The organism is Flavobacterium sp. XGLA_31 (genome assembly GCF_051547105.1).
In the GTDB taxonomy this organism is placed as follows: Bacteria; Bacteroidota; Bacteroidia; order Flavobacteriales; family Flavobacteriaceae; genus Flavobacterium.
Genome location: NZ_JBPTTM010000001.1, coordinates 572,263 through 585,247, shown reverse-complemented (window position 1 = coordinate 585,247; position 12,985 = coordinate 572,263). Strand labels below are relative to the sequence as shown.

13 protein-coding genes are annotated in these 12,985 nt (G+C 38.9%); 5 read left to right on the top strand and 8 right to left on the bottom strand.

Annotation, left to right across the window (positions count from 1 at the left end; all coding sequences use genetic code 11):
• The 4 genes from ACSVH6_RS02560 to ACSVH6_RS02545 are packed head-to-tail and all read right to left on the bottom strand — an operon-like array spanning position 1 to position 2,439.
• Positions 1 to 324 carry an SUF system Fe-S cluster assembly protein gene (locus ACSVH6_RS02560; protein WP_171221308.1) on the bottom strand — a complete coding sequence of 108 codons (324 nt, stop codon included), beginning with the start codon at positions 322 to 324 and terminating at the stop codon, positions 1 to 3.
• A gap of 9 nt (positions 325 to 333) precedes the next feature.
• Complete coding sequence (locus ACSVH6_RS02555) at positions 334 to 753, bottom strand: SufE family protein (RefSeq protein WP_438075242.1); 420 nt, start codon at positions 751 to 753, stop codon at positions 334 to 336.
• A 22-nt stretch (positions 754 to 775) separates the two neighbouring features.
• Positions 776 to 1,213 carry a hypothetical protein gene (locus ACSVH6_RS02550; protein WP_438075240.1) on the bottom strand — a complete coding sequence of 146 codons (438 nt, stop codon included), beginning with the start codon at positions 1,211 to 1,213 and terminating at the stop codon, positions 776 to 778.
• Positions 1,214 to 1,224: 11 nt separating this feature from the next.
• Positions 1,225 to 2,439 carry an aminotransferase class V-fold PLP-dependent enzyme gene (locus tag ACSVH6_RS02545; RefSeq protein ID WP_438075238.1) on the bottom strand — a complete coding sequence of 405 codons (1,215 nt, stop codon included), beginning with the start codon at positions 2,437 to 2,439 and terminating at the stop codon, positions 1,225 to 1,227.
• 166 nt (positions 2,440 to 2,605) lie between these two features.
• On the opposite strand from ACSVH6_RS02545, the gene ACSVH6_RS02540 reads away from it, so the two are divergent.
• Positions 2,606 to 3,946, top strand: a complete 1,341-nt coding sequence (locus ACSVH6_RS02540; RefSeq protein WP_438075236.1) for a serine hydrolase domain-containing protein — start codon at positions 2,606 to 2,608, stop codon at positions 3,944 to 3,946.
• A gap of 28 nt (positions 3,947 to 3,974) precedes the next feature.
• On the opposite strand, the gene sufD is transcribed toward ACSVH6_RS02540, so the two are convergent.
• From sufD to ACSVH6_RS02520, 4 genes are read right to left on the bottom strand one after another with little or no spacing between them, the layout of a single operon-like run.
• The gene (sufD, locus tag ACSVH6_RS02535; RefSeq protein ID WP_438075234.1) at positions 3,975 to 5,291 is read right to left on the bottom strand and encodes a Fe-S cluster assembly protein SufD; all 1,317 of its coding nucleotides are present in this window, start codon (positions 5,289 to 5,291) and stop codon (positions 3,975 to 3,977) included.
• Entirely contained in the window at positions 5,291 to 6,043 is a 753-nt protein-coding gene (gene sufC, locus ACSVH6_RS02530; protein ID WP_438075232.1) for a Fe-S cluster assembly ATPase SufC, read from the bottom strand. Before sufC ends, sufD begins: the two co-directional genes overlap by 1 nt.
• Before the next feature lie 29 nt (positions 6,044 to 6,072).
• Positions 6,073 to 7,521, bottom strand: coding sequence for a Fe-S cluster assembly protein SufB (sufB, locus tag ACSVH6_RS02525; protein ID WP_438075231.1), 1,449 nt, complete (start codon positions 7,519 to 7,521; stop codon positions 6,073 to 6,075).
• A gap of 16 nt (positions 7,522 to 7,537) precedes the next feature.
• Positions 7,538 to 7,867 carry a HesB/IscA family protein gene (locus tag ACSVH6_RS02520; RefSeq protein ID WP_438075229.1) on the bottom strand — a complete coding sequence of 110 codons (330 nt, stop codon included), beginning with the start codon at positions 7,865 to 7,867 and terminating at the stop codon, positions 7,538 to 7,540.
• Between the two features lie 182 nt (positions 7,868 to 8,049).
• On the opposite strand from ACSVH6_RS02520, the gene ACSVH6_RS02515 reads away from it, so the two are divergent.
• From ACSVH6_RS02515 to ACSVH6_RS02500, 4 genes are all read left to right on the top strand, one after another.
• Entirely contained in the window at positions 8,050 to 8,910 is an 861-nt protein-coding gene (locus ACSVH6_RS02515; RefSeq protein WP_438075227.1) for an MBL fold metallo-hydrolase, read from the top strand.
• A 67-nt stretch (positions 8,911 to 8,977) separates the two neighbouring features.
• Positions 8,978 to 10,564 carry a S8 family peptidase gene (locus tag ACSVH6_RS02510; protein ID WP_438075225.1) on the top strand — a complete coding sequence of 529 codons (1,587 nt, stop codon included), beginning with the start codon at positions 8,978 to 8,980 and terminating at the stop codon, positions 10,562 to 10,564.
• Between the two features lie 45 nt (positions 10,565 to 10,609).
• A complete protein-coding gene (locus ACSVH6_RS02505; protein ID WP_438075223.1) occupies positions 10,610 to 12,496 on the top strand; it encodes a M1 family metallopeptidase in 1,887 nt (628 codons plus the stop codon).
• A 75-nt stretch (positions 12,497 to 12,571) separates the two neighbouring features.
• Positions 12,572 to 12,982 carry a hypothetical protein gene (locus tag ACSVH6_RS02500; RefSeq protein WP_438075222.1) on the top strand — a complete coding sequence of 137 codons (411 nt, stop codon included), beginning with the start codon at positions 12,572 to 12,574 and terminating at the stop codon, positions 12,980 to 12,982.
• Positions 12,983 to 12,985: the final 3 nt, after the last annotated feature.

The following is a 12,985-nucleotide window of genomic DNA, read 5'->3' as shown; positions in this document are numbered from 1 at the left end:
TTATAACATGCCCAGCTCTAATTTGGCTTCTTCGCTCATCAAATCTTTGCTCCAAGGCGGATCAAAAGTAATTTCTACTTCACATGATTTAACCGCTTCTATTTTGGTGATTTTCTCTTCTACCTCACGCGGCAGGGTTTCTGCAACAGGACAATTAGGCGAAGTTAAGGTCATCAGTACTTTTACTTCGTTATCCTCGTTGATCATCACATCATAAATTAATCCCAATTCGTAGATATCTACAGGAATTTCAGGGTCATAAATGCCTTTGAGCACTTTCACCACATTTTCACCCAAATTGATATCATCTTTAAATTCTTCCATACCTCTTATTTAATTTTTAGAATTGAATGCCAAAGCATACATTTTTAGTTTTTTTACCATCGAAACCAAACCGTTGGCTCTTGTTGGCGATAAGTGTTCTTTTAATCCAATTTCATCTATAAAACCGGTGTCGGCATCCAAAATATCTGAAGCCTTTTGATTGGAAAAAGCCCGTATCAAAATAGCGATAATCCCTTTGGTTAAAATGGCATCACTATCGGCGGTAAATACAATCTTGCCGTCTTGTTGCTCTGCGTGGACCCATACTTTTGACTGGCATCCGGTAATGATGTTTTCTTCGGTTTTGTATTGTTCATCTATGAGCGGCAAACTTTTTCCCAAGTCGATGATGTACTCGTAACGTTGCATCCAGTCTTCAAACATGGAAAACTCATCAACAATTTCATCTTGTATTTCTTGTATTGTCATTTGTACTGAACGTATTTCTGTATTATTCTTTTTCTGTGGCTAATGAAACTATTTTGTTAACCAGTTTTTCGATTTCAACCGGTGGATGACCGTTGTCAAAATCTGTTGTTTCATAATTCTTATTCTGATAATGCACTTTCAGATTCGCAATAGCGGCACCATCGTAAAAGCGTTTTTGTGTGGGATCTTTCAATTCGGGCAATTTGGCCAAATCAATCTTTTCGAAATAACCAATGATTTCCTTCCAATCAGCATCTGAAATGGTAATTTCTCGAGGTGTCTGATTTCCGTCTCTGTCTCTGGAAATCGTTAGCCGCTGATTGACAATAACTGCTTTCAGAAAAAAACCTCTGGAATTAGCTGTGTATTGCAACGTGGCATTGGTAATGTCATTTTGAGCCGAGTTATTGCAGCTTTTGCTAAGAAAAACGGCTAATAAAATCATAGTAAATGCTTTCATATTCTTCTGTTTTAAGACAACATCATTTTGGCTTTTTGTAAAGCAGCAATCATCAAGTCAATTTCTTCTTTGGTATTGTAAAAAGCGAAACTGGCCCGAAGCGTTCCCGGTATTTTGTAAAAATCCATAATCGGCTGGGCGCAATGATGACCCGTTCGCACGGCGATTCCTAATTTATCGATAATTGTGCCAATGTCATAAGGATGAATCCCTGCGATATTAAACGAAATTACGGAAGTTTTTTGTTCTGATGTTCCGTAAATCTTCAAGTCTTCAATATTTAAGAGCTTTTCAGTTGCATATTCCAACAATTCATGTTCGTAAGCTGCAATATTTTCAAAACCGATGGAATTCAAGTAATCTATGGCAGTTCCCAAAACTATACCCCCTTCAATATTTGGTGTTCCTGCTTCAAACTTATGGGGTAAATCGGCATATGTTGTTTTTTCAAAAGTCACCGTAGCAATCATTTCACCACCGCCCTGATAAGGAGGCAATTTACGAAGCCATTCTTCTTTACCATAAAGAATTCCTATTCCCGTAGGACCGCAAACTTTATGTCCTGAAAACACATAAAAATCACATCCCAAAGCCTGAACATCCGGCTTCAAATGAGGAGTGGCTTGTGCTCCGTCAATCAATATGGCTGCTCCCACTTCATGAGCTTTGTCAATCATATATTTGATAGGGTTTATGGTTCCCAACGCATTGGAAATATGATTCACTGCTACTATTTTAGTTTTAGTCGAAAGCAGTTTAACATATTCGGGCATAACCAATTCTCCCTTGTCATTCATTGGAATCACTTTAAGTACGGCTCCGGTCCTTTCACAAAGCATCTGCCAAGGCACGATGTTGCTGTGGTGCTCTAAAGCGGAAACCAACACCTCATCGCCGCTTTTTAAAAGCGATGCAAAGCCATTAGCTACCATATTAATGCTGTGAGTTGTTCCCGAAGTAAAAATAACTTCGTAAGCATGCTTGGCGTTAATATGATTTTGGATTTTACCTCTTGACACTTCATAAGCATCAGTAGCCAATTGGCTCAATGTGTGCACACCGCGGTGTATGTTGGCATTAATTTCGTTATAATATTTTGCTATCGCGTCAATAACTACCTGAGGCTTTTGCGACGTAGCACCATTATCAAAATAGACGAGCGGCTTGCCATTTACTTTTTGATTCAGTATCGGAAAATCGGCTCTGATTTTTTGGATGTCTAACATTGTATTATTTAGAAAAATTCTAAATACAAAAGTAGAAAAATTGAAGTGGAAAAAGCTACGAATTCACGAATATTTATGATTTGTATGGTTCATTTCATCATTGCTTTTGAGGACAAATCATACAAACAAACTATTATTTTTCTAAATTGCTGTAAATTTTAGTTCCATGAAAAATATCTTAAGAGCATTTGCTGTTTTAATATTGATTGTTCTTGTGTATTTACGAATCGCAATTTATCCTCAACTGGATCTGCTATCCGGATTTTCTGCCAAGAGCGTTGCCTCCGGACATTTCATTGACGGTCGAAGTTTAGAAACCATTCAACTGGGCGATAACAATCTTCCAAAAGTAAATTGGGTTAGCAATAAAATTAACGATTCAGAAAAATTTGTTACCTCAACGGTATATGGGCTGAAAGAGCGTAAAGCCATTTACCGAGAGGGCTTGGGAGCTACTTTAATTGATGACGATTTTGATGTAACCAAGTCTTATGAAGTTCCTAAACGCCGTTTTATCAAAAACAGCCGGCCTTACCCTTTGGGGAATAATGAGCCCAAAGACACTATCTTCACGACAATTGATTATAACAAATTACACGATGCGGTAGACGATGCTTTTGACAAAAAAGACGAAAAGAACAAAAGGACCCGCTCGGTAGTGGTACTTTACAAAGACCACCTAATTGCCGAAAAATATGCAACGGGTTTTAATAAAAACTCCAGAATTTTAGGTTGGTCGATGACAAAGAGTATTACGGGAACTTTTTTTGGAATATTACAGCATCAGGGTAAAATTAACATTATGAAACCCGCACCAATTAAGGAATGGCAAAATGACCAACGCAAAAACATTACGATCAATGATTTACTTCATATGAATTCAGGCTTGGAATGGGAAGAAGAGTACACCAAGATTTGTGATGCGACCCAAATGTTGTTTCAGGCCGAAGATATGAGCCGGTGCCAATTGGAAAAACCGGCTGTTTTCAAACCGAACACTCATTGGAATTACTCGTCAGGAACCACTAATTTATTATCGGGGATATTGCGAAAACAGTTTAAATCACATCAGGAATATCTGGATTTTTGGTATGCCTCACTGATCGATAAAATTGGTATGAATTCTATGATTGTAGAAACAGATATGAAAGGGAATTTTGTGGGCTCTTCCTACGGTTGGGCAACAACACGCGATTGGGCTAAATTTGGTTTATTGTACCTTCACAAAGGAAATTGGAACGGGGAGCAAATTTTTGATGAAAGTTGGGCAAAATATGTAGCAACCCCAACCAACACTTCTAATGGGCGGTATGGCGCCCAGTTTTGGCTAAACGCAGGCGGATACTTTCCCAATGTGCCCAAAGACATGTATTATTGCAGCGGTTTTCAGGGACAAATGATATTCATCATTCCATCATTGGATCTGGTAATCGTAAGGATGGGACTGTCTGAAGAGTTTGATTTTAATAAATTTTTAAAAGAGGTTACTGCCTGCTTGAAGAAATAAAAAAGGTTGTCTTGCGACAACCTCTCTTTTATAAATTAAACCCTAAACTCACTCCCAGTTTAGTGGCAATGATTTTGGTAATACGCTTCTTTAATTCAGGGATTTTGATGCTCTCAATGACTTCGTTGGAGAAGGCATACATTAATAATGCTTTGGCTTCTTTCTTCGGAATACCACGTTGTTGCATGTAAAACATAGCACTTTCATCTAACTGTCCAATGGTACAGCCGTGAGAGCACTTTACATCATCCGCAAAAATTTCCAACTGTGGTTTCGCGTTGATGGTGGCTTTGTCTCCCAATAAAATATTGTTATTCTGTTGAAAAGCATCTGTCTTTTGCGCTTCTTTTTCTACATAGATTTTGCCATTGAACACGCCTGTAGCGCTGTCTGCCAAAATGGTTTTGTAGTTTTGGTGGCTTTCACAATTAGGCGTAGCGTGATTTACTAAAGTATAATGATCTACGTGTTGCTTGTCACCAATGATGGTAATGCCTTTCAAAGTCGAATCAATTCTTTCGCCAAAATGATAGAAATTCAAGTTATTTCTGGTGATATTGCCGCCAAAAGAAAACGTATGTACCGAAACCCTACTTTCTTGCTTTTGGGAAATATAAGTGTTGTCAATCAGATTCGCAGATTGCAAATCGTTTTGGATTTTGTAATAATCAACGATAGCTCGTTTTTGAGCAAAAATCTCGGTCACCGAATTTGTCAACACCGGATTTTCGTTTAATGATTGGTGTCTCTCGATGATTTGTACGTGTGCATTTTCGCCAACAATTACTAAATTTCGCGGTTGCAACATAAGGGCATCTTCCTTTCCGGTTGAGAAATAAATGACCTCAATTGGTTTTTCTACCACTTTGCTTTTCGGAATATTGATATATGCTCCTTCATTGGCAAAAGCGGTATTGAGAGTGGTCAAGCTTTCTTCTTTACTGGCTATTTTGTTAAAATACTCATCAATTACCATTTTGTATTTGGGTTTATTTAAAGCCGAAGACATCAGGCAAACATCTAAACCGTCATGCGTTGTCGCGGATAAAAACGAAGAGAACTTTCCATCTACAAAAATTACTTTGTGAGTGTCTATTTCATGCAGAAAATATTTTTTAACCTCAGCAAACTCAATGGCGTTTTCATGCTTAGGAAATACAGAATAGTCGTTTTTTAGTATTGCATTCAACGAGGTGTATTTCCAGGCTTCCTCTTTTTTGGTTGGAAAACCTTTATTTTCAAAGTTTCTAATGGCCGAAGTACGTAAATCGTGAAGTTCAGAATGAACATCGATTTGCTCCTCAAACGCCATGAAAGACGAAATCAATTTTTCTTTCAATTCCATTATGCTTCTTGTTCTTGTTTAATCCAGTCGTATCCTTTTTCTTCTAACTCTAATGCCAAGGAAGCGTCACCTGATTTTACAATTTTTCCGTCCATTAAAACATGAACAAAATCAGGAATAATATAGTCTAACAAACGTTGGTAATGTGTAATTACCAATACCGCATTGTTTTCATTTTTTAATTTGTTTACCCCATTAGCCACAATTCTCAAGGCGTCAATGTCTAATCCGGAATCGGTTTCATCCAAGATGGCTAATTTTGGTTCTAACATTGCCATTTGAAAAATTTCGTTTCTTTTCTTTTCCCCTCCAGAAAAACCTTCGTTTAACGAACGGGATAAAAACTTGCGATCGATTTCCAATAATTCTGATTTTTCACGGATGAGTTTCAACATTTCATTCGCCGGCATTTCTTCTTTCCCATTGGCTTTACGGCTTTCGTTAATAGCGGTTTTCATAAAGTTAGTTACCGAAACACCGGGAATCTCTACCGGATACTGAAAGGAAAGGAAAACGCCTTTGTGTGCTCTTTCCTCGGGAGCCAATTCAGAGATATCTTCACCGTCCAACAGGATTTCCCCTTCGGACACTTCATAATTTTCATTTCCGGCAATAATTGAGGAAAGTGTACTTTTTCCGGCACCATTAGGCCCCATAATTGCATGTACTTCCCCGGCATTAACGGTCAAGTTTATCCCTTTTAAAATCTCTTTATCTTCAACACTTGCGTGTAAATTCGTTATTTGTAACATTTTTTAAATGTGTTTTATTCTGGTTATAATTATCCTACGCTGCCTTCAAGCGAGATTTCTAATAATTTTTGAGCTTCTACGGCAAATTCCATCGGCAATTTGTTCAATACATCTTTACTGAAGCCATTAACGATTAAAGCAATTGCTTTTTCCGTTGGGATTCCACGCTGGTTGCAATAGAATACTTGGTCTTCTCCAATTTTAGAAGTAGTCGCTTCATGCTCTACTTTGGCTGAAGCGTTTTTACTTTCAATGTAAGGAAACGTATGCGCTCCGCAATTATTACCCATCAATAACGAGTCACATTGCGAGAAGTTGCGGGCATTTTCTGCTCGGGCACCAATTTGCACCAATCCTCTGTAACTGTTTTGGGATTTTCCGGCTGAGATTCCTTTAGAAATGATGGTTGATTTGGTATTTTTCCCCAAATGAATCATTTTGGTTCCTGTATCCGCTTGTTGGAAATTATTAGTTACGGCAATCGAATAGAATTCCCCCACCGAGTTGTCTCCTTTTAATACGCACGAAGGGTATTTCCAGGTTACAGCGGATCCTGTTTCTACTTGGGTCCAGGAGATTTTAGCGTTTTTCTCGCACAACCCTCTTTTGGTTACGAAATTGAAAACACCACCTTTACCCTCTTTGTTTCCTGGATACCAGTTTTGTACGGTTGAATATTTGATTTCTGCTCCGTCCAAGGCAATTAATTCTACTACAGCCGCGTGCAATTGATTTTCATCTCGGCTAGGTGCTGTACAGCCTTCAAGATACGAAACATAACTATCTTCATCAGCAATCAATAAGGTTCTTTCAAACTGCCCGGTTCCGGCTTGGTTGATGCGGAAATAAGTAGATAATTCCATAGGGCATTTTACCCCTTTGGGGATATAACAAAACGAACCGTCAGAGAAAACGGCCGAATTCAATGCGGCATAGAAATTATCCCGTTGCGGCACCACGGTTCCCAAATACTGCTTCACCAATTCAGGATGCTCTTTTATGGCTTCTGAAATGGAACAAAAAATAATGCCTTTTTCGTTTAAGGTTTTCTTGAAAGTAGTCGCCACCGAAACTGAATCCACCACAATATCCATGGCAATGTTGTTCATTTTCTTTTGCTCATCCAACGAAATCCCCAGCTTTTTGTACATCGCCAAAAGCTCAGGATCTACATCATCTAAGGTTTTGTTCGGATCTACCGCTTTGGGAGCCGAATAGTAGGATATTGCCTGAAAATCGGGCTTGTCGTACTGCACATTTGCCCATTCCGGTTCTGTCATTTCCTGCCAGGCACGGAACGATTCAATACGCCAATCGGTCATCCATTGGGGTTCTTCTTTCTTTTGGGAAATTGCCCGAATGATATCTTCATTTAAACCAACAGGGAAGGTTTCCGATTCAATGTCGGTATAAAACCCGTATTCGTATTCTTTACTTTCGAGTTCGACTTTTAAATCGTCTTCGGTATATTTTGCCATTGTACTTGTTTAATTTTTAAAGAGAAAAACTCTCACCGCACCCACAGGTTCTTGATGCATTCGGATTGTTGAACACAAAGCCTTTCCCATTCAAACCGCCCGAAAATTCTAAAACAGTTCCTGCCAAATACAAGAATGATTTCTTCTCCACAGCAATTTTCACATTATTATCCTCAAAAACTTTGTCATTTTCGCCCAACTCTTTATCGAACTTCAGCTCATATGACAAACCCGAACAACCGCCACTTTTCACGCCCACTCGAACGTAATCTTTGGCAGCGTCAAAACCGTCTTCCTGCATCATGGCAACGATTCTTTTACTGGCATCATCAGATACTTTAATCATAGCTTATTTTAATTTTGTCTAAATAATGCGCAAAGTTAATACAAATATCCTTTTTTATCACAAATAGCCTGATTTTTATAACTAATTTAAGAATAGAAAAAAATGATTTTGACACACCTGAAGCTCTATATTTTTAGTAATTTGCAAAACTTTTTAAACATTAATCGAATATATTTCAACAAATGAAAGTATATCCAATAGAAGCCGGAAATTTTAAATTAGACGGCGGTGCCATGTTTGGTGTAGTGCCCAAAACCATTTGGAACAAAACCAATCCGGCCGATGAAAATAATTTGATTGACATTGCGGCACGCTGTATGCTTATTGAAGACGGTAACCGGCTCATTCTTATTGATACCGGAATGGGCAACAAACAATCCGAAAAATTTTTTGGTTACTATTCTCTTTGGGGGACGCATTCACTTGATGGTTCCTTGGCCAAATATGGTTTTCACCGTGATGATGTGACCGATGTTTTTATGACGCATTTGCATTTTGACCATTGTGGCGGCAGCGTGAATTGGAACAAAGACAAAAGCGGATACGAAGTAGCCTTTAAAAATGCGAAATTTTGGACCAACGACAACCATTGGGAATGGGCTACCCAACCCAATGCACGGGAAAAGGCTTCCTTCCTTTCCGAAAATATTTTACCGATGCAGGAAAGCGGACAGCTGAATTTTATCCAGAGACCCGATGGAGACTTTGGTGTTTCAGATGAACTGGGATTTGGTATTTTTTATGTTGATGGACATACCGAAAAAATGATGATTCCGCATATCCAATACGGTGACAAAACCATCGTGTTTTGCGCGGATTTGATTCCGACCGCAGGCCATTTGCCCTTGCCATACGTGATGGGTTATGACACACGGCCTCTTTTGACCCTGCCTGAAAAATCAAAATTCCTTCATGCAGCAGTAGCCAACAACTATTATTTGTGGTTAGAACACGATGCACACAATCAAATCATCACAGTAGAAAACACCGAAAAAGGCATTCGTCTCAAAGAAGTTTTCCATTGTGAGGATATCTTAACATAGTGTTAATCCTCTCAAAACCTGTAACAAAACCGTTTAATTTTACACCCATTCATAAATTTAAAAGCAAATGAAATTTATAAAAATCCTTGCATTGTCTTTGTTTTCAATGGCAATGACGGCTCAAACCGCCGACAAATCCTTAGCAAAAAAAGGAGCACTTACTGAACAACAATTGCAACGCTGGAGCCATTTGGATCTGGTAAAAGATTCTATTCCGGGTATGAGCGTAGACAAGGCTTACGCCGAATTATTGAAAGACAAAAAAAGCACTAAAGTAATCGTAGGAGTCGTAGACTCGGGCGTAGACATTGACCACGAAGATTTGAAAGGAAAAATTTGGACTAATACTAAAGAAATCCCAGGGAATGGCATTGATGATGACAAAAATGGTTATGTAGATGATGTTCACGGCTGGAATTTTTTAGGAGAATCCAACAACGAAAACCTAGAGCTTACCCGCATCATCAAAAAAACAGATGACGGTTCGGAAACCTACAAAAATGCCTTAGCCGATTATACCAAGAAAAATGAAAAAATGTTGAAAGACAAGTTTCAGGTAGATTTCATCGTAGCTGCCGATAAAAATATTCGTGATTTTCTAGGCAAAGATTCCTATACGCTTGAGGAGTTAAAAGCCGTAAACACCACCGATAAAAAAGTGTACCAAAGTAAAATGGTAATGTTGTCTATAGCCGAACAGGCCGGTGAAGGATTCCGTGACGAAATCAACGAATACAAAGAATACGTTTATGACCAAGCCAACTTCAATTTGAACAAGGATTTTGACGGCAGAAAAGTAGTGGGAGACAATCCGGAAGACATTAAAGATAAAAAATACGGCAACAATGTGGTGTATTCCAAAGACCGTAAAGATTCCCTACACGGAACTCACGTAGCCGGTATCATTGCGCAGGTAAGAGGCAACGGAATGGGTGGTGATGGTGTAGCAACAAATGTAGAAATCCTTCCTGTTCGCGCGGTGCCAAACGGTGACGAATACGACAAAGACATTGCTTTAGCTATTCGCTATGCTGTGGATAACGGCGCCAAAGTAATCAACGGGAGTTTTGGAAAAGACTATTCTCCACACAAAGAATGGGTTTGGGACGCTATGAAATATGCTGAAAGTAAAGACGTTTTATTGGTTTTTGCTGCAGGTAACGATGCGAAAAATATTGACGTAGAACCAAGTTTCCCTATGGATTCTAAAGACAAAAAAGCCGAAATCGTAAAAAATGTATTGACCATCGGAGCCTTGGACAATCAATTTGGCGAAAACATGGTGGCTGATTTTTCTAACTACGGTCAAAAAAATGTAGATATCTTTTCCCCTGGCGTAAAAATTTACGCAACCGTTCCTGAAAACAAATACAAATACGAGCAAGGAACCTCTATGGCTTCGCCTAATGCAGCCGGAGTAGCCGCTTTAATTCGTTCGTATTATCCTAATCTGAAAGCGGTTCAGGTAAAACAAATCATCATGCAATCGGGTACTCCGGTAAACTTTGATGTGGTAGTAGGTAAAGATGCTGAGAAAATGCCGTTTGCCAAGACCTGTGTTTCAGGGAAAATTGTCAATGCATACAACGCTTTGAAAATGGCAGAAGAAATGTCAAAAAAAATCCCTTCCACTAAAAAGAAGGCTAAAGTATAATCCAAATCAGGAAGGTTCGCCTTCCTTTTTTTATTTTAAAAAAAGATGAAAAATTCTCTTCTGTTCGGTTTTCTTTTTCTGAATGTTTGTGGGGCTTTTGCACAAAGCTCAAGCTATTGGCAACAACACGTTGATTACAAAATGAACGTGACTATGGATGTTAAAAACTACCAATACAAAGGAAAACAAGAATTAGTTTACACAAACAATTCGCCCGACACCTTGCGCCGCGTGTTTTATCACTTGTACAACAATGCCTTTCAGCCAGGGAGTGAAATGGATGCCCGTCTGCAAAACATAGCTGATCCCGATCCGCGTATGACTGACAAAGTCAAAAATGTGGACGGTAAAGAAGTAAAAGAAAGTCGCATTGCCAAGTTAAAGCCTAACGAAATTGGGTATCTTAAAATTTCAAACTTCAAGCAGGACGGTGTTTCGGCCAATGCCAAAGAAGTAGGCACTATTTTGGAAGTTAACTTAAACCAACCCTTGCTTCCGGGAAAATCAACCGTATTGACTTTAGATTTTGACGGGCAGGTACCGGTACAAATCCGTCGTTCGGGACGCAACAATAAAGAAGGGGTCGAATTGTCTATGGCACAATGGTATCCCAAGATGGCCGAATTTGATTTTGAAGGCTGGCATGCCGATCCTTACATTGCCCGAGAATTCCATGGGGTTTGGGGAAATTTTGATGTGAGTATCACCATTGATAAAGAGTATATGCTAGGAGGCAGTGGTTATTTGCAAAACAAAAATGAAATTGGACACGGATATCAGGACAATGGAGTGGTCGTAACAATTCCGAAGAAACAAAAAACTCTAACTTGGCATTTTCTGGCGCCTAATGTGCACGACTTTACCTGGGCGGCAGATAAAAACTACATTCACGATGTGGTGTCTACAGATTTTGGGACAACCTTACATTTTTTATATAAAAATAACCCGACCATCATTGAGAATTGGAAATATACCGAACCCAAAACGGTACAACTAATGCAGTATTACAATACACTTATAGGGAAATATCCTTATGAGCAATATTCGGTGATTCAAGGCGGTGATGGCGGTATGGAATATGCGATGTGTACGCTGATTTTGGGCGAAGGCAAAAAAGATGGTTTGGTCGGCTTGATTGCTCACGAAATGGGACACTCTTGGTTCCAGCATGTACTGGCTTCCAACGAAAGTAAAAACTTTTGGATGGACGAAGGATTTACTTCTTTCTTGGAAGATTCGGGCATGAATGAACTGGCCGAAAAAAAAGCCGCTAATCCTTATGAAGGAGCTTATAACAGCTATTTCTTTATGGTAAAATCAGGTAAAGAACAACCACAATCCACTCATGCCGACCGTTTTGATCTGAACCAAATGTACAGCATCAGCGCCTACAGCAAAGGCGAAGTGTATTTGAGCCAGTTGATTTATTTAATTGGGAAAGAAAATTTGCTCAAAACCTTAAAACGATACTATGCCGAATTTAAGTTCAAGCACCCAACACCCAATGACATCAACCGTACCGCCGAGCGTGTTTCGGGAGCCGATTTGGGATGGTATTTAACCGATTGGACACAAACCACCAACACCATTGATTATGGAATTAAAACTGTAGAAGGTGCAACCGATGGTGTTCAAAGAACCGGAGTTACTTTAGAAAGAATTGGCAGAACACCGATGCCTATGGATATTTTGGTAGAATATACCGATGGTACTAAGGAAAGTTTCTACATTCCGCTGCGGATGATGAGTTTTGAAAAACCCAATCCAACCCCGGAAATTAAAAGAACTACTTTGCCGGATTGGGCTTGGGCATACCCAACCTACTTTTTTGAAATACCCAAGGCAAAAACAGCTATCAAAAAAATCATTCTTGACCCGAGCGGTCTCATGGCCGATGTAAAACGAGAGAATAATATTTTTGAGCAGAAATAAATATAAAGCGGTCAAACTTAAGACCGCTTTTTTTCTGGAATAGAATTTGTAGCTTTACCACAAATATTTTTTACAATGAAGCATTTAAAAATCCTAATCTTTTTACTTACCATTGGTGTGGGTTTTACTAAAAGTCATGCCCAACCTATTCGTTTCAAAACCAGTAGTGTCAGTTTTACGGATAAAAAAGAAGACGGTTCCTGGAATGAATGGTCCGAGTTTGTTCCTGCTAATGTTTTGATTACCCTTGATCCAAAAAAAGATTTGATTTTGGTTAATTCTGCCGAAGTGCAATCTTTTAAAATCAAAGCTTATGGTGAAATTCAGGATACTGACGAGGTCAATATTGTTCCTTTTGAATGCATGGATAACAAGTTTTCAAAATGTACCATTTTCATTATTACCAAAAAGAAAGAAAACAACCGCATGCAGATTTACATCAATTATAATGAAGTTAAATTTGTGTACAACGTTTACAACGGCTAATAC